15 protein-coding genes are annotated in these 16,105 nt (G+C 67.0%); 11 read left to right on the forward strand and 4 right to left on the reverse strand.

Annotation, left to right across the window (positions count from 1 at the left end):
- The first annotated feature begins 5 nt into the window (after positions 1-5).
- Entirely contained in the window at positions 6-1,445 is a 1,440-nt protein-coding gene (locus D6M19_RS27505) for a threonine/serine exporter family protein (protein WP_234835076.1), read from the forward strand.
- A 75-nt stretch (positions 1,446-1,520) separates the two neighbouring features.
- On the opposite strand, the gene D6M19_RS27510 is transcribed toward D6M19_RS27505, so the two are convergent.
- On the reverse strand, positions 1,521-1,811 hold the full coding sequence (locus tag D6M19_RS27510; protein WP_123028449.1) for a WhiB family transcriptional regulator: 291 nt from the start codon (positions 1,809-1,811) through the stop codon (positions 1,521-1,523).
- Between the two features lie 429 nt (positions 1,812-2,240).
- Here D6M19_RS27510 and D6M19_RS27515 point away from each other — a divergent pair, with 429 nt between their 5' ends.
- The 3 genes from D6M19_RS27515 (at position 2,241) to D6M19_RS34980 (ending at position 4,946) form a co-directional block, all read left to right on the forward strand.
- Entirely contained in the window at positions 2,241-3,011 is a 771-nt protein-coding gene (locus D6M19_RS27515; RefSeq protein WP_123028450.1) for a tetratricopeptide repeat protein, read from the forward strand.
- Between the two features lie 89 nt (positions 3,012-3,100).
- Positions 3,101-3,679 carry a sigma-70 family RNA polymerase sigma factor gene (locus D6M19_RS27520; RefSeq protein WP_123028451.1) on the forward strand — a complete coding sequence of 193 codons (579 nt, stop codon included), beginning with the start codon at positions 3,101-3,103 and terminating at the stop codon, positions 3,677-3,679.
- Complete coding sequence (locus tag D6M19_RS34980; RefSeq protein ID WP_234835077.1) at positions 3,672-4,946, forward strand: anti-sigma-D factor RsdA; 1,275 nt, start codon at positions 3,672-3,674, stop codon at positions 4,944-4,946. The genes D6M19_RS27520 and D6M19_RS34980 overlap by 8 nt, the downstream gene beginning before the upstream one ends.
- An 11-nt stretch (positions 4,947-4,957) precedes the next feature.
- On the opposite strand, the gene D6M19_RS27530 is transcribed toward D6M19_RS34980, so the two are convergent.
- Positions 4,958-5,362, reverse strand: coding sequence for a DUF5319 domain-containing protein (locus tag D6M19_RS27530; RefSeq protein ID WP_123028452.1), 405 nt, complete (start codon positions 5,360-5,362; stop codon positions 4,958-4,960).
- Between the two features lie 144 nt (positions 5,363-5,506).
- Between D6M19_RS27530 and guaB the strand changes: the two genes are divergently transcribed.
- The 5 genes from guaB (at position 5,507) to phoU (ending at position 11,727) form a co-directional block, all read left to right on the forward strand.
- A complete protein-coding gene (gene guaB / locus D6M19_RS27535; RefSeq protein WP_123028453.1) occupies positions 5,507-7,048 on the forward strand; it encodes an IMP dehydrogenase in 1,542 nt (513 codons plus the stop codon).
- Between the two features lie 18 nt (positions 7,049-7,066).
- Positions 7,067-8,194, forward strand: coding sequence for a GuaB3 family IMP dehydrogenase-related protein (locus tag D6M19_RS27540; protein WP_206428655.1), 1,128 nt, complete (start codon positions 7,067-7,069; stop codon positions 8,192-8,194).
- Between the two features lie 18 nt (positions 8,195-8,212).
- The gene (locus tag D6M19_RS27545; RefSeq protein WP_123028455.1) at positions 8,213-9,193 is read left to right on the forward strand and encodes an aldo/keto reductase; all 981 of its coding nucleotides are present in this window, start codon (positions 8,213-8,215) and stop codon (positions 9,191-9,193) included.
- A gap of 98 nt (positions 9,194-9,291) precedes the next feature.
- Positions 9,292-11,037 carry a GMC family oxidoreductase gene (locus D6M19_RS27550; protein ID WP_123028456.1) on the forward strand — a complete coding sequence of 582 codons (1,746 nt, stop codon included), beginning with the start codon at positions 9,292-9,294 and terminating at the stop codon, positions 11,035-11,037.
- Positions 11,038-11,067: 30 nt separating this feature from the next.
- Positions 11,068-11,727: a phosphate signaling complex protein PhoU gene (gene phoU, locus D6M19_RS27555; RefSeq protein WP_123028457.1), complete on the forward strand. Its 660-nt coding sequence runs from the start codon at positions 11,068-11,070 to the stop codon at positions 11,725-11,727.
- Here phoU and D6M19_RS27560 read toward each other — a convergent pair.
- Positions 11,724-12,623, reverse strand: a complete 900-nt coding sequence (locus D6M19_RS27560; RefSeq protein ID WP_123028458.1) for a DMT family transporter — start codon at positions 12,621-12,623, stop codon at positions 11,724-11,726. The genes phoU and D6M19_RS27560 overlap by 4 nt on opposite strands.
- 66 nt (positions 12,624-12,689) lie before the next feature.
- On the opposite strand from D6M19_RS27560, the gene D6M19_RS27565 reads away from it, so the two are divergent.
- Both D6M19_RS27565 and guaA read left to right on the forward strand, forming a co-directional pair.
- Complete coding sequence (locus D6M19_RS27565) at positions 12,690-13,568, forward strand: SDR family NAD(P)-dependent oxidoreductase (RefSeq protein WP_123028459.1); 879 nt, start codon at positions 12,690-12,692, stop codon at positions 13,566-13,568.
- A 55-nt stretch (positions 13,569-13,623) separates the two neighbouring features.
- Positions 13,624-15,183 (forward strand): glutamine-hydrolyzing GMP synthase, encoded by a 1,560-nt coding sequence (guaA, locus tag D6M19_RS27570; protein WP_123028460.1) that lies wholly within the window; start codon positions 13,624-13,626, stop codon positions 15,181-15,183.
- Here guaA and D6M19_RS27575 read toward each other — a convergent pair whose 3' ends face one another.
- Positions 15,184-16,104, reverse strand: a complete 921-nt coding sequence (locus D6M19_RS27575; RefSeq protein WP_123028461.1) for a MerR family transcriptional regulator — start codon at positions 16,102-16,104, stop codon at positions 15,184-15,186.
- Position 16,105 lies beyond the last annotated feature (1 nt).

Consider the following 16,105-nt stretch of genomic DNA (forward strand, 5'->3'; position numbering starts at 1 on the left):
ATGCTGTGGAGTTGACCCGTGATCGTGCGGGCCAGCCATGGCGGGCACGTCACCGCGAGATCTTGAGCCGAATTGTCCGGGAGACCGGGCCGCCAACGGATGCCATGCCGCGGATAGCGGATTCGCAGCGCCGCGAGCGCGACGACGCTTATTACGCGCTCGTCGGCGAGGTGCTCGATCTAGCCGGCAACATCGGTGCCATTTTGATGGCGTCCGGAACGCCTGCGACGGCCACTATGGACCAGGTCTCGGCCATCGCCGCCGCGTACGGCATCGAACGGTGCGAGGTCGACGTCATCAACACGACGATCCACGTCGCCGCGTACCGAGGGCCGACGATGCCCGCGGCCACCACGCTGCACATCGTGCAATCGCGATCGATGGACTTCAGCCGCCTGGCTGCCGTCGACCGCTTGATCGGGCGGATCAAGGCGGGCCAGGTGTCTCCGTCGGTGGCCCGCGACGAGCTCGAAACGATCATCACCGCGCCGCATCCGTACAAGCGCTGGGTAGCGACCCTCGCCTGGGGTGCGCTGGCGTTCGCGACGGCGGGAACCCTCGGTGCGAGCCTGCTGGCCTGTCTGGTCAGCGCCCTGAGCGCGATGGCGATCGACCGCGTCAACCGGCGACTGAACAGGCACGGGCTGCCGTTCTTCTTCCAGTACGCGGTCGGTGGGGCGATCGCGACCGCCCCGCCGATCCTGCTCTACGCGCTCAGCCCCAAGCTGGGGTTCCAATTCGAGCCGACGGTGGCCATCGCGGCCGGACTTGTCGTACTCCTTGCCGGTCTTTCGCTGGTTGGCTCGGTCGGCGACGTCATCTCCGGTGCTCCGGTCACCGCCGCCGCCCGCTTCTTCGAGCTGGTGATGTTGACGGCCGCGACGATCGCCGGGGTGGCGTTGGTGCTTCACCTCGCCAGCCGGTTCGGTGCGCCGTTCGTCGGAATCAGCGCGGCCGCGCCGCCCGCCCTTGCCGAGCTGCCGGCACGCGTCGCGTTCGGCGCGGCGAGCGCGGCGGCCTTCGCCCTGGCCTGCTATGCCGAACGGTCCGCCGCGATGGCCGCTGCGTTCGGCGGGGCCGCAGGCACCATCGTGTTTCTTCTGGCCCAGGGCGCCGGCTTGGGTGCCGTGGTCGCGTCGTTCGTTGCAGCCGTGCCCATCGGCTTGGTCGGCCGGCTGATGGAACGTCGCAATCTCGCGCCGCCGCTCGTGGTGTCGATCACGGGCATTGTGCCGCTGCTGCCGGGTCTGTCGCTGTTGCACGGGATCTACGCCGTCCTCAACGATCAGCACGCCGTCGGGTTCGCTTCTGTCTTGGGTGCGCTGGCGATCGGTACTGCTCTGGCGGCAGGCGTCACCTTGGGCGAATGGGGTTCGTGGAAGGTTCGCGGGCGCCGGGTGCCGCGCCGCCTCCGCGCTGCGCGACCTGCCGGGAACAGGCTCTGAGGTTTCGCTCAATAGATACAAGAGCCCCCGACGCACTTCAAAACAGTGCTCGGGGGCTTTTGCGTCTTGTCGTGGTTAGGACGCGCGGCGGATGCCTCGCTTGAGGAGCATTTCACGCTCCGACTCCGAGAGCCCGCCCCAGATACCGTAGGGCTCGCCTACGGCGAGGGCGTGCGTGCGGCACTGGGCGATCACCGGGCAACTCCGGCACATCTCTTTCGCGCGCATCTCGCGCTGTGCGCGGGCCCGGCCACGCTCCCCGTCAGGGTGGAAGAACACCGAAGAATCGACTCCTCGGCAAAGACCGTGCATCTGCCAATCCCAGATGTCTGCGTTAGGTCCCGGTAGCTGCTGCGGTTGTGGCATGTGGAAAACCCCTCTCTACGCACCGATTTGGATACCGCACGGGTGCGTGAGTTGTGGAACCGAACCGAGCACAAGTCGCCGATGACTACTCGTGCACACAAAGTAGGGGCGCTTAGCAAAATGAGTCAATAGCCCGATCATGTGCTCAAGGACATATCCGCAGGCCGAGAATTTACATCACGTTCATCGGTTCGACCCGCGGTCATCGATGAGGGTGATAGCCAAAGGCCCGGTAATACACGATGACTCGTGTTTTCGCAGTTCGCTCCGTACGCCGTCGCGGAGATTTTCTCGAGCGGCCCGTCGGCGGTTGACATGGCTGTAACACGGGGCGCACAAACTGTTAACTAAAGAGATTCCGCACCAAACGAATTGCCCGTGCCCATCGGTATCGGGATCACCTTGCCCTATTGATAACGTCGGCGGCTGATGATCGCCAACGCCGCTTTCGGCGATGACCCTGGGCGCTGGCCGCTGCCTGCTGCACGCTCCGCCGACGAGCTGTGGCTCCGCGCAGTCGTCGCAGGCGGGCAGGGCCGCTACGCAAACGCCTACGCCGACCTCGCTTCCGTCCGACGGGCACACCGTGTCGGGCGGCTGGCCTCGCTGTCCCACAGCACCCAGGCGTCCTTCCTGCGTCAGCTCGGATGGCACGACGAGGCGCGCGGCTGGGACGGTCGCGCGCTGGCGATCGCAGGAGCAGATCCCGAGGGCAGCGCCGACGCACTGATCGGTCTGGCCGCCGACGCCCTCGGCGTGGGGAGATTCGCCGCGTCCGGGGCGGCACTTGCGCGGGTACGGGGTTTGCTCGACGGGGGACCGCCGCGGCTTGCCGTCCGATTGGCGTGGGTGTCGGCCGAATTGGCGATGGCGACCGGCGATGGCGCGACGGCAGTGGGTCACGCCGAGCATGCGGTCGAGCTGTCGGCCGCCTTCGGCTCGGCGCGCCACGTCGTGAAATCCGACGTCGTGCTCGCCGCGGCGCTCTGCTGCGACGGAAGGCTCGACCGCTCGCGCGGGGTGGCAGACGCCTCGCTTGACATCGCGCAGCAACTGGGACTAATCCCGCTGAGCTGGGCGTTGGCATGTCTGCTCGGCGAAATCGGCAGCGGGAACCGCTCCGAAGATCAAGTCGTTGGAATTCGCGATGTGTCCGCTGATACGGTGCGGCGCCGTGGCGGCGTGTTGCAAGATCGCTGAGCCGGGCTGCGTCGACCCGACAGTTAGTGTTTAGCCCAGTTACTTAAACGCCACCTGTCCCATTAGTAACGCTGGAGAGAGCTTCACCGATGACAATTTCGGGAGAACGTCTCGATGCTGTCGTTGCTGAAGCCGTGGCGGGCAACCGGGACGCGCTCCGGGAGGTGCTGGAGACCATCCGTCCCATCGTTGTCCGCTACTGCCGGGCGAGGGTCGGGACGGCCGAGCGGAGCGGTCTCTCAGCTGACGATGTGGCACAGGAGGTGTGCTTGGCCGCCATCACGGCGCTGCCCCGTTACAAGGATCAGGGACGACCGTTCCTGGCCTTTGTGTACGGCATCGCCGCCCACAAGGTTGCCGACGCGCATCGCGCGGCCGCCCGGAACCGCTCTGAGCCGACGGAAGTCGTGCCGGAGCGCTTCGCCGCGGAGGCCGGTCCCGAACAACTCGCCATCGAGGGTGAAGCCGCACAGCGGATGAACAGGCTATTGGCGATCCTGCCCGAGAAGCAGCGGGAGATTCTGATCCTGCGCGTGGTCGTCGGCATGAGCGCGGAGGAGACCGCGGAGGCGGTCGGCAGCACGGCTGGCGCCGTCCGGGTGGCACAGCACCGGGCGCTGGCGCGGCTGAAGTCGGAGATCATCGCGACGGGGCACGACCATGCCTGATTTCCGGCGCTGGGGTGCAAACGGAGGCGATCCGTCGCTCAACGCCATCGCGCGCACGGATCGCTACCTGGACTCGCTCGCTGCCGAGCAGCCGGTCTATGCGACCGATCCCGCCGACGCCGAGCTAGCCAGCCTGATGTCAGGCTGGCGTGACGAAGTGCGCAGGCCGCCTGCGAGGGTTGCGTCGCAGCGCGACGCCGAGATCGTGCTGCAGCGCGCGTTGGCCTCGCGGCGACGGACACGGATGTCGATGGCCGTCATGGGCTCCGTTGCCGCTGCGCTGCTGTGCCTGGGCGGGTTTGGTGCCCTCGTCTACGGGGCGGCGCCAGGCGATGCGTTGTATGGGCTGCGGGTGTCGCTGTTCGGTGAGCAACAGGTGACCCGCGACGACCAGGTCACGTTGGCCGCCCAGACGGAGATGCAGCAGGTCCAGCAACTCATCGATCAGGGCAACTGGGAGGCCGCCCAGGACAAGCTGCAGACCATCACGTCGACCGTGCAGACCGTCGAGGATCCTCAGCGCCAGCAGGAGCTGCAACAGCAGCTGAACCAGTTGACGGTCAAGGTGGAGAACCGCGACCCCGAGGCCACGGTTCCGGAGTCCGCGTTGATCAACCCGGCGGTGCCTGCCGCCCCGGCGGTGCCCGAGGGTCCGGGGCTTTCGCTACCAGTTGAGCTGCCGTCGTTGCCCAGCCTGCCGGTGCCACCGTCTGGACCCGGGGTGCCGCTGCCCGACATCTCGCTGCCTCAGATACCGCTGCCTCAGATGCCGCTGCCGGGACCCGGTGTCCCGCCGGATATTTCGCTTCCTTCGCTTCCTGTGCCCAAGCCGATCCCCGGGTCGAAACCGGGCCAGGATCAACCGAAACCGGGCCAGGATCAACCGAAGCCGGGCCAGGACCAACCGAAGCCAGGCCAGGACCAACCGAAGCCAGTGCCGGACGAACCCGAGCCTGCGCCCGCGCCGGACGAACAGCCCGAACCGATCGAGCCGCCCAAGCCGCTCGAGCCGCCCAAGCCGGTCGAACAGCCGAAGCCGGTCGAGCAGCCGAAGCCGCTGATCCCGGGGGACATCCCGATTCCGAAGCCCGCGCCTGCGCCCGAACCGCCGCCTGTGCAGGAAGCTCCGGTAGCGCCGGTCATACCGGTTGCGCCCGCTCCGAAGCCGCCACCTGCCCTAGCGCCTGTGCAGGAAGCACCGCCGGTGGAGCAGCCGACGACGACGATTTTGCCCGTGCCGGGGCAGAAGCCGAAACAAGGGGACTGACGAATCAGCTCTCAGCGATAGCCGTCGGGCTCCGTCGTCGCCTCGTTGAGCGAAGCGTCGGCGTAGCCGCGGCAATAATCCCAGGTCACATACGCGTCGGGCTCGGGATCATAAGCAGGTTCGTGAGGTCGCACGGTCCCGTCGACCAACAGCTGCAAAAGATTGGCCCGCAGCATGTCCCAGTCGTGATAGTGGTCCTGCTGGCATTCGTCACAGCACACCACAAGGCCGCGAATTCCCTTGTGCGCCAAAAGGGCTTCATAGACAGCGAGGTCGGCCAGATCGGCCTCCACCGCGGTGCGTTCCTGCGCGTCCAGTGGCTGGCCGGGTTCCAGCGCGTCCAGCGCCCCCGAGGGGTCGCATGGGTCGTCGGCGAACGGATCCGGCGGCAAACCAGGTGGCAGGTGGTCTCGCACGGTTCCACCCTAGCTAGCGACACTGGCTCCCGCCAGCGGTTGCCATCGAGGGGCGGCACCCCGCCGGTCTCGGTGGGGCCAGTTCTCCGTGCCAATGCCGATAAGATGGTTATCTGGCTCCCCGCCGATGGAGGCTCGAAACCCATGTCGATCGCTGAAAGCGACATCCCCATCGCCGTACCGGTACCGACCGGCGGCGACGATCCCACCAAGATCGCCATGCTCGGACTGACGTTCGACGACGTGCTGTTGCTTCCTGCCGCCTCCGACGTGGTGCCGGCCACGGCCGACACATCCAGTCAGCTCACCCGGCGGATCCGGCTGAAGGTGCCGTTGGTCAGCTCGGCGATGGACACCGTGACCGAGTCGCGGATGGCGATCGCGATGGCCCGTGCGGGCGGCATGGGTGTGCTTCACCGCAATCTCCCGGTCGCCGAGCAGGCCGGCCAGGTCGAAACGGTCAAGAGGTCGGAAGCCGGGATGGTCACCGACCCGGTCACCTGCTCTCCTGACAACACGCTGGCCGAGGTCGACGCGATGTGCGCGAGGTTCCGGATCTCGGGGCTGCCCGTCGTCGACGACACCGGCTCCCTGGTCGGCATCATCACCAACCGCGACATGCGCTTCGAAGTCGATATGAACAAACCGGTTTCGGAGGTGATGACCAAGGCGCCGCTGATCACCGCGCGCGAGGGCGTCACCGCCGACGCGGCCCTTGGTCTGTTGCGCCGCAACAAGATCGAGAAGCTACCGATCGTCGACGGACACGGCCGGTTGACCGGGCTGATCACCGTCAAGGACTTCGTGAAGACCGAGCAGCACCCATACGCCACCAAGGACCGCGACGGCCGCCTTCTGGTCGGAGCCGCGGTCGGCATCGGCGCCGACGCGTGGACGCGGGCGATGACGTTGGCCGACGCCGGCGCCGACGTGCTGATCGTCGACACCGCGCATGCCCACAACCGGCAGGTGCTCGACATGGTCAACAAGGTCAAACGCGAACTCGGTCATCGGGTGGACGTGATCGGCGGCAACGTCGCCACCCGTGCCGCGGCGGCCGCGTTGGTCGAGGCGGGCGCCGACGCGGTGAAGGTGGGCGTTGGCCCCGGCTCCATCTGCACCACCCGCGTGGTCGCCGGGGTCGGCGCACCGCAGATCACCGCGATTCTCGAGGCGGTCGCGGCGTGTGCCCCTTCGGGAGTGCCCGTCATCGCCGACGGTGGCCTGCAGTATTCGGGCGACATCGCCAAGGCGCTGGCTGCCGGCGCATCGACCGCCATGCTGGGCTCGCTGCTCGCAGGCACCGCCGAGGCGCCCGGCGACCTGATCTTCGTCAACGGCAAGCAGTTCAAGAGCTACCGGGGAATGGGCTCGCTCGGCGCGATGCAGGGCCGCGCAGGCGCCAAGTCGTACTCGAAAGACCGCTACTTCCAAGACGATGCACTCAGCGAGGACAAGCTGGTTCCTGAGGGCATCGAGGGCCGCGTCCCGTTCCGCGGTCCACTGTCGACGGTGATCCGCCAACTGACCGGTGGCCTGCAGGCCGCGATGGGGTACACAGGGGCGGCGTCGATCGAGCAGTTGCAGCAGGCGCAGTTCGTGCGAATCACCCCGGCGGGGTTGAAGGAAAGCCATCCGCACGACATCACGATGACCGTCGAAGCGCCCAACTACTACACCCGATAGCGAGTCCGCATGCGCGACATGGTCGAAATCGGGATGGGCCGAACCGCCCGCCGCACTTATGAACTCGGCGACATCAACATCGTCCCGTCCCGCAGGACCCGGTCGTCGCAGGACGTCTCGACGACCTGGCAGCTCGACGCGTACCGGTTCGAGATCCCCGTCGTCGCCCATCCGACCGACGCCCTGGTGTCGGTCGAGTTCGCGATCGAGATCGGCCGTCTCGGCGGTCTCGGCGTGCTCAACGGCGAGGGGTTGATCGGCAGGCACGCCGACGTGGCGGCCAAGATCGCCCAGGTTATCGAGGCCGCGGAGAAGGAACCCGAACCCGCCGCCTCGATCCGGCTTCTGCAGCAACTACATTCGGCACCGCTGGACCCCGAGCTTCTCGGTGCTGCCGTCGCGCGAATCCGCGAAGCCGGAGTAACCACTGCCGTCCGGGTCAGCCCGCAGAACGCGCAGGCGTTGACGCCGTCGTTGGTGGCCGCAGGAATAGACCTGCTGGTCATCCAGGGCACCATCGTGTCGGCTGAGCGCGTCGCTCAAGACGGTGAGCCGCTCAACCTCAAGACATTCATCTCCGAGTTGGACATACCAGTCGTTGCGGGCGGCGTGCTGGACCATCGCACCGCGCTGCACCTGATGCGCACCGGCGCCGCGGGCGTGATCGTCGGCTACGGCTCGACCAGCGGTGTCACCACCAGTGACGAGGTGCTCGGCATCAGCGTGCCGATGGCGACCGCGATCGCCGACGCCGCCGCCGCAAGGCGCGAGTATCTCGACGAGACCGGCGGCCGGTACGTCCATGTGCTGGCAGACGGCGACATCCACACGTCCGGCGACCTGGCCAAGGCCATTGCCTGCGGGGCCGACGCCGTGGTGCTCGGCACGCCGTTGTCGCTGGCCGCCGAGGCGCTCGGCGACGGTTGGTTCTGGCCCGCCGCCGCCGCCCACCCGTCACTTCCCCGCGGGGCGCTGCTGCAGATCGCGCTCGGCGAGCGACCGTCGCTTGCGCAGGTGCTCACCGGCCCGTCTGACGATCCGTTCGGCTCGTTGAACCTGGTCGGCGGCTTGCGCCGGTCGATGGCCAAGGCCGGCTACTGCGATCTGAAGGAGTTCCAGAAGGTCGGCCTTACCGTCGGAAGCTGACAGTAGGAGGCGCACACCGTGCAGTACACGCGACTGGGGTCATCTGGCCTCACCGTCAGTCGCATCGCATTCGGATGCATGAGCTTCGGTGTTCCGACGGAGATCACGCCGTGGACGTTGGGCGACGAGGACGCCCAGCCGTTCTTTCGGCAGGCCGTCGAGCTCGGGATCACGCTGTGGGACACCGCCAACTTCTACGGCGCGGGTAGCTCCGAGGAAATCGTCGGCCGGGCACTGCGCGAGTACACCCGCCGCGACGACATCGTGCTGGCCACCAAGGTCTTCCTTCCGATGCACGGTGGTCCAGGCGGCTCGGGCTTGTCGCGTAAGGCGGTGATGGAACAGATCGACGCGTCGTTGACGCGACTCGGTACCGACTACGTGGACGTTTATCAGATTCACCGCTTCGACCCGGACACCCCGGTCGAAGAGACCATGGCGGCCCTTCACGACGTCGTCACGGCGGGCAAGGCGCGCTATATCGGGGCATCCTCCATGTGGGCATGGCAATTCGCCAAGATGCAGCACACCGCCGACGTGCACGGCTGGACGAAGTTCATCTCGATGCAGGACCAATACAGCCTCATCTACCGTGAGGAGGAACGCGAGATGTTCGGCCTGCTCACGGATCAGGGCGTGGGCAGCATCCCGTGGAGTCCTCTGGCCGGCGGACGGGTGACCCGGCCGTGGGGCGACCAAACGTCGACGCGTGGGGAGACCAACCCGGACACCGATTTCAACGGCAGACCGTTGTTCCTCGAAAGCGATCACCAGATCGTGGATGCCGTCGAACGCATCGCGGCCGAGCGCGGCGCGCCGATGGCGCAGATCGCGCTGGCATGGGTGCTGAAGAACCCCGTGGTCAGCGCGCCGATCGTGGGCGCCACCAAGACCCACCACCTGGCCGACGCCGTGGCTGCGCTGGACATCGAGCTCATCACCGACGAGGTCGAGGCGCTCGAACGGCACTACGTCCCGCGCAGTCCGACCTACTTCTGAGCACTTCTCGAACGCTGCCCGTCGCGTTTGCCCGACGGCAAATCAACTTAGGAGAACCTCCCTAGCATGTTACCGGCGGGTAAGTTCATAATGGGTCGATGCAGCCTGACTATGACGTTCTGATCATCGGTTCGGGGTTCGGGGGCAGCGTTTCGGCATTGCGGCTGACCGAGAAGGGCTACCGCGTCGGCGTCCTCGAAGCGGGCCCCCGCTACGCCGACGATGAGTTCGCCAAGACCTCGTGGAATCTGCGCAAGTTCCTCTGGATGCCCAAGCTCGGCATGTACGGGATTCAGCGCATACACCTGCTCCGCAACGTCATGATCCTGGCAGGCGCGGGCGTCGGGGGCGGCTCGCTGAATTACGCCAACACTCTCTACGTGCCGCCGGACCCCTTCTTCAACGACCCGCAGTGGAAGCACATCACCGACTGGCGCGCCGAGTTGTTGCCGCACTACGAGCAGGCGCAGCGCATGCTCGGCGTGGTGCAGAATCCGACGTTCACCGATGCCGACAAGATCATGAAAGAGGTGGCCGACGACATGGGTGTCGGCGACACGTTCGTCGCGACGCCGGTGGGGGTTTTCTTCGGGCCCGACGGCACCAAGACGCCGGGCAAGACCGTGCCCGATCCGTACTTCGGCGGCGCGGGGCCCGATCGCACCGGCTGCATCGAGTGCGGTGCCTGCATGACGGGTTGCCGGTACGGCGCCAAGAACACGCTGGTGAAGAATTACCTGGGATTGGCGGAATCCGCTGGCGCGCAGGTGCATCCGATGACCACAGTGACCGGATTCAAGCAGCGACCCGACGGGCTGTGGGAGGTCAAGACCGCTCACACCGGCAGGCTGCTGCGCCGCAAGCGCCGTACCTTCACCGCCACCCACCTCATCCTCGCCGCAGGTACGTTCGGTACGCAGAAGCTGCTGTTCAAGATGCGCGACCGCGGCGACCTGCCCAAGCTGTCGGACAAACTCGGCGTGCTCACCCGCACCAACTCCGAGTCGATCGTCGGTGCAGGACGACTCGAGGTGCGCGACGATCTCGACCTCACCCACGGGGTGGCGATCACGTCGTCCATTCATCCCACGCCCGACACCCACATCGAGCCGGTCCGCTACGGCAAGGGCTCCAACGCGATGGGCCTGCTGCAGACGTTGATGACTGACGGCACGGGACCAAGCGGCACCGACACCCCGCGCTGGCGGCAGCTGCTTGACCAGGCGGGCGAGAACCCCAGGCAGATGCTGCGGCTGCTCAACCCCGCGCGGTGGAGCGAGCGGACGATGATCGCGCTGGTCATGCAGCACCTCGACAACTCGATCACGACCTACACCAAGCGCACCAAACTCGGCTTCCGCCGGATGGTGAGCAAGCAGGGTCACGGCGAGCCCAACCCGACCTGGATTCCGGTGGGTAACGAGGTCACCCGTCGGCTGGCAAAGAAGATCGACGGTGTCGCGGGCGGAACCTGGGGCGAGTTGTTCAACATCCCGCTGACCGCTCACTTCCTCGGCGGTGCGGCGATCGGCGACAGCCCCGAGCACGGCGTGATCGATCCGTACCAGCGTGTGTACAACTATCCGACGATGTATGTGGTCGACGGCGCGTCGGTGTCGGCCAACCTCGGCGTCAACCCCTCGCTGAGCATCACTGCGCAGGCCGAGCGGGCGGCGTCGCTGTGGCCCAACAAGGGCGAAGACGACCTGCGGCCGCCGCAGGGCGAGCCCTACAAGCGACTCGCCCCCGTCGAGCCCAAGCGTCCCGTCGTACCGGCCAATGCCGTCGGCGCGCTGCGGCGCATTCCGTTCGAACCGGGCGAAAAGGTCAGCTCGGTCGGTTAACCGCGGCGTATCCGGGGTATTTCTCCGGCCATGCGTACGGCGTATCGGGATGAGTTGGCGGCTCTACGCCGTCAGTTGGCCGATATGTGCGGGCTGGCCGCAGACGCGATGGGCCACGCATCGAATGCCCTGCTGCAGGCAGATCTCGAGCTCGCCGAACAGGTCATCGCCGACCATGCTGATGTCGCGGACAAGTGGCGAGCCGCGGAGGGCAGAGCGGTCCGGCTGCTTGCCCTGCAACAGCCGGTGGCAGGCGATCTGAGGAAGATCGTCGGCGCGCTTCACGTCGGCGCCGACATCGAGCGGATGGGTGCGTTGGCCGTGCATGTCGCCAACATCGCCCGCTTGCGCCATCCCGAGCAGGCGCTGCCCGACGAAGTTCGTGGGTCGTTCACCGAAATGGCCGAAGTGGCAGTCCAGCTCGCGAGGGCGGCGCGCGAGGTACTGATGTCACCCGACGCCGAGAAGGCGGCGCAACTGCGAGAGAAGGACGACGTCGTCGACACCCGGCACCGTCAACTGTTCGCCGTGCTGATCGACCGCGAGTGGCGCAGTGGCGTCTGCTCCGCGGTCGACGTCGCGTTGCTGGGCCGGTTCTACGAGCGGTTCGCCGACCATGCCGTCGAGATCGGCAGGCGGGTGGTTTTCGAGGCGACCGGCGGACTGCCGATGCACAAGAAACTGGCCTAGGTCTGCGACTCCCGTTTCGCCATCTCCGCTTCGAGCATCTCTTCGAACGCGCCCTCATCGCGACCGAGCGCGATCGTCGCCGCCCCCATCGCCCCGACGGCGACCGCGAGCAGTCCGATCTTCACCGGATCGCTGACCGCGAGCGCCTCGCCGAGCACGATGACACCCAACGACACCGCGACCAACGGTTCGAGCACCAGCATGGTGGGCACCGAAGCCTGCAGCGCACCCGCGTGAAAAGCCGACTGCTGCAACAGGGTTGCCGCCACGCCGAGGATCAGGACGAGATATGGCGCTGGCACGAGCAGCGTGGCCAACGGTCCTTCCTCGTTGAGCCGCTGCACGGTGACCTTGGTCAGCACCGACACCACGCCGAACAACACCCCGACCGCGGTGGCGATCAGCAACGCCCGGTTGCGGCCCTCGGTGCGCGCGCCGCCGATCACACAGGCCGCCACCACGGCCACGCACAGCGCCGTCGCCAAGATCCAGACGGCGGGCGGCGGCTGATAGTTGCCCGGCTGCACGCGCGCGATCGTCAGGAATATCGCCAGCCCGAACGTCAGCACCAGCGCCCACACCCAGTCATGTGTCGTGACGCGGCGATGGGCCAGCCGGGCGCTCATCGGTAGCGCGAACAACAACGCCGACACCAAAAGCGGCGCAACCAGGATCAGCGAGCCCCAGGTCAGCGCGAGCGCCTGAAAGCCGTAGCCGGACGCCGCCACCGCCGTGCCCGCCCACCACAGGCGGTTGCGCAGCAGCTTCTTGAACATCGTCGCGCTGACACCCTCGTCCTGCGGGATCTCGAGCGTCGCGCGCTGACGGATCACGATCCCGAGCGCCGACGTCACCGCGGCGGCCAGCGCCAGCAGAACGACCACCCACTCGGGCATGAAACTCCTCATCGGCTGTCAGAGACGTGCTCACCGGATACCCAATCACACCCTGGTTCCTCGTCTATGGTGTGGCGGGTGAACAGCGTCCTCGATGGCAAGGTGGCCATCGTCACGGGCACCAGTCGCGGGGTCGGCGTCGGTATCGCGCACGAGCTGCTTCGTGCGGGCGCCACCGTCGTCGGCTGCTCCCGGTCGAAGCTCGACACCATTCCCGGCGCGGACCACGACGAAGCCTGGCTGCAGCGCAGCGCCCAGATGGTTTGCGATCAAGGCGATTTCCGCGCCATCGACGCCATGGTCGCCGAGGTGGTCGACACCTACGGACGCATCGACATCCTGGTCAACAACGCCGGCGGCACCGTGCCGACACCCCATGTCGAGGATGTTCCGGAACTCGTCGCAAAGATCCAGGGCGCGCCGCGCGCCGACGACGATTTCGAGCGGACCGCGCTGTTTCATGCATTTGCCATTCAAATGAACCTGATCAGCCCGCTGTGGTTCGCCACCCGCGTTTACCGGCAGATGCGCGGCCAGGACGGCATCGGGTCGATCATCAACATCTCAAGCGGTGCCGGTCACCCGGCCGGGTCGCCAACGCTGGTCTCCTACGGTGCGGCGAAGGCGGGGCTCAACCACCTCACCCGCTCACTTGCCGAGGAGTGGGGACCGCATGCGCGTGTCAATGCGCTGGCGCTCGGCCCGACGATGACCGACAACTTCCGGTCGTTCGTGCTGCCCAAGGGCGATCCGAAGGGGGAAAAGTACTTCCGCGACGTTCCGCTTGGCCGTGCCGGCGACCCGGCAGAGGTCGGCCGGGTCTGCGTGTTCCTGTGCAGCGGTGCCGCCGACTTCATCAACGGCACGACCATCGAGATCGACGGGGGCATGCTGCCCGGCGTGCTGTACGAGGCGGGGCTGAAGACGATCACGGATCTGCTCTGACGCCGCCGCGGCGTCGGTCGGACGGCGGCGAGGTCCTCGCCCGTAGACTGAGCAGGTGCAATCAACATCCCCGCGCCCGGTGTTGGTGATCGACTTCGGAGCGCAGTACGCGCAGTTGATCGCGCGTCGCGTCCGTGAGGCGCGGGTGTACTCGGAGGTCATTCCGCACACCGCGTCCATCGAGGAGATCAAGGCCAAGGATCCGCAGGCCATCGTCTTGTCCGGCGGTCCGTCGAGCGTGTACGAAGAGGGCGCCCCGCAGCTCGACCCCGCCGTGTTCGACCTGGGTATACCGGTGTTCGGCATCTGCTACGGATTCCAGGCTATGGCGCAGACGCTGGGCGGCACGGTCGCCCACACCGGCACCAGCGAGTTCGGCCGCACCGAGCTGAATGTCTCTGGCGGACAACTGCATTTGGATCTGCCGGAGATCCAGCCGGTGTGGATGAGTCACGGCGACGCCGTCACCGCCGCCCCGGCGGGCTTCGAGGTGGTGGCCAGCAGCGCGGGCGCGCCTGTCGCGGGGTTCGAGAACCCGGCGCGGAGTCTGGCAGGTGTCCAGTACCACCCCGAGGTGATGCACTCGCCGCACGGCCAACAGGTGCTCAGCCGGTTCCTGCACGAATTCGCGGGCATCGATTCGACATGGACCCCTTCGAACATCGCCGACAGCCTGATCGAACAGGTCCGCGCGCAGATCGGCGACGGAAGGGCGATCTGCGGCCTGTCCGGTGGGGTGGACTCCGCCGTCGCCGCCGCGCTCGTGCAGCGCGCCATCGGCGACCGGTTGACCTGTGTGTTCGTCGACCATGGCCTGCTGCGGGCAGGCGAGCGGGCGCAGGTGCAGCGCGACTTCGTCGCCGCGACCGGCGCCAACCTGGTGACCGTCGACGCCGAGAAGCGGTTCCTCGACGCGCTTGCCGCGGTGACCAACCCGGAGGGCAAGCGCAAGATCATCGGCCGCGAGTTCATTCGCGCGTTCGAAGGCGCTGTCCGAGATATAGTGGGGGACACCGGATCCGAGGTTGACTTCCTGGTTCAGGGCACGCTCTATCCCGACGTCGTGGAGTCCGGCGGCGGCTCGGGCACCGCCAACATCAAGAGCCACCACAATGTCGGCGGGCTGCCCGACGACCTGAAGTTCAAGCTCGTCGAGCCGTTGCGGCTGCTGTTCAAAGACGAGGTCCGCGCCGTCGGCCGTGAGCTCGGTCTGCCTGAGGAAATCGTTGCGCGCCAACCGTTCCCGGGACCCGGCTTGGCGATCCGCATCATCGGCGAGGTGACCGCGGGTCGGCTCGAGACTCTGCGCCGCGCCGATGCGATCGCGCGTGAGGAGCTGACCGCGGCGGGTCTGGACAACCAGATCTGGCAGTGCCCGGTGGTGCTGCTGGCCGACATCCGGTCGGTCGGTGTGCAGGGCGACGGCCGCACCTACGGCCACCCGATCGTGCTGCGGCCGGTGTCCAGCGAGGACGCCATGACCGCCGACTGGACGCGGGTGCCTTACGAGGTGCTCGAACGCATCTCCACCCGCATCACCAACGAGGTGCCCGAGGTCAACCGGGTGACGCTGGACGTCACCAGCAAGCCGCCAGGCACCATCGAGTGGGAGTGATCAGGCTTGCGGTGGTGCTTGGATGTCGGCCTCTTTCTCGATGAGGTCGCCGAGAATCTGACCGACCGCTGACTCGATGGACGACTCGATCGAAAACGCCAGTGTCGCCGACACCGCGGAGACCGCCTGGGTGCGCAACCGCACCAGCATCGTGATCAGTTCTGCCACTTCGGTATCCGCTGGCAGCGCCGCCCCAGGCTTGAGTCGGTCGACGACCTGCTCGACGCCGGCTTGCACCAGAATGTCGCTGATCTGATCGATCAGCGGTGCGACCTGTTCGTGGACATCGATGAGCTTGTCCGTCGCGACGCCGTACTGCCGGATGTCGTTGAAAGCCTCGATCAGCTTGGGCCGCACGACGACTGCCTCGCCGTCTTCGAGCTTGATGATGCCGAGGCCGACCATGCGGTCGAACCCGGGGTCGTCGTCGACGAGCCGCTTGGCGTCGGCGACGCTCATCCGTTCGGGCTTCTCCGTGGCCCAGCTGCCCGCGATCGCGTTCTCCAGCCCGAGCATGTCGCCGACGTCCTTGCCCTGTTCCCACGCGGATAACATCTCGTGTACGTGAGAGATGTTGTAGCCGCGGTCAAGCAGTGAGGTGATCAGCCGCAGCCGGGTCAGATGGGTGTCGTTGAACAAGACGATCCGGCCCACCCGCAGCGGGGGATGCAGCAGGCCGCGGTCGCGGTAGACGCGGATGTTGCGGGTGGTGGTGCTTGCCAGCCGGGCCAGTTCCTCGATGCGGTATTCACCGGACGCGGCGATGCCGTGCGGTTGGACGGCCGCGTCGAACAGCTGCGACACCGCGGTCTCGATGACGTCGCGGGAGCTCCTGCGGATCTGCCGGGGTGCGCGGCGCAGGCCGCCGAGGATCGTCGAGATTGCCCCCGCGGGTTGTCGTGGCTGTCTTGCGGCAGACATC

Origin of the sequence: Mycolicibacterium stellerae (genome assembly GCF_003719305.1) — a bacterium.
In the GTDB taxonomy this organism is placed as follows: domain Bacteria; phylum Actinomycetota; class Actinomycetes; order Mycobacteriales; family Mycobacteriaceae; genus Mycobacterium; species Mycobacterium stellerae.

Bases quoted from the DNA above. Each gene is read 5' to 3' on its own strand.
- D6M19_RS27550 (WP_123028456.1), top strand. From the start codon at position 9,292: ATGCAGCCTGACTATGACGTTCTGATCATCGGTTCGGGGTTCGGGGGC.
- D6M19_RS34980 (WP_234835077.1), top strand. From the start codon at position 3,672: ATGCCTGATTTCCGGCGCTGGGGTGCAAACGGAGGCGATCCGTCGCTC.
- D6M19_RS27510 (WP_123028449.1), bottom strand. From the start codon at position 1,811: ATGCCACAACCGCAGCAGCTACCGGGACCTAACGCAGACATCTGGGAT.
- D6M19_RS27575 (WP_123028461.1), bottom strand. From the start codon at position 16,104: ATGTCTGCCGCAAGACAGCCACGACAACCCGCGGGGGCAATCTCGACG.
- D6M19_RS27560 (WP_123028458.1), bottom strand. From the start codon at position 12,623: ATGCCCGAGTGGGTGGTCGTTCTGCTGGCGCTGGCCGCCGCGGTGACG.
- D6M19_RS27515 (WP_123028450.1), top strand. From the start codon at position 2,241: ATGATCGCCAACGCCGCTTTCGGCGATGACCCTGGGCGCTGGCCGCTG.
- D6M19_RS27540 (WP_206428655.1), top strand. From the start codon at position 7,067: ATGGTCGAAATCGGGATGGGCCGAACCGCCCGCCGCACTTATGAACTC.
- guaB (WP_123028453.1), top strand. From the start codon at position 5,507: ATGTCGATCGCTGAAAGCGACATCCCCATCGCCGTACCGGTACCGACC.
- phoU (WP_123028457.1), top strand. From the start codon at position 11,068: ATGCGTACGGCGTATCGGGATGAGTTGGCGGCTCTACGCCGTCAGTTG.
- D6M19_RS27520 (WP_123028451.1), top strand. From the start codon at position 3,101: ATGACAATTTCGGGAGAACGTCTCGATGCTGTCGTTGCTGAAGCCGTG.
- D6M19_RS27565 (WP_123028459.1), top strand. From the start codon at position 12,690: ATGGTGTGGCGGGTGAACAGCGTCCTCGATGGCAAGGTGGCCATCGTC.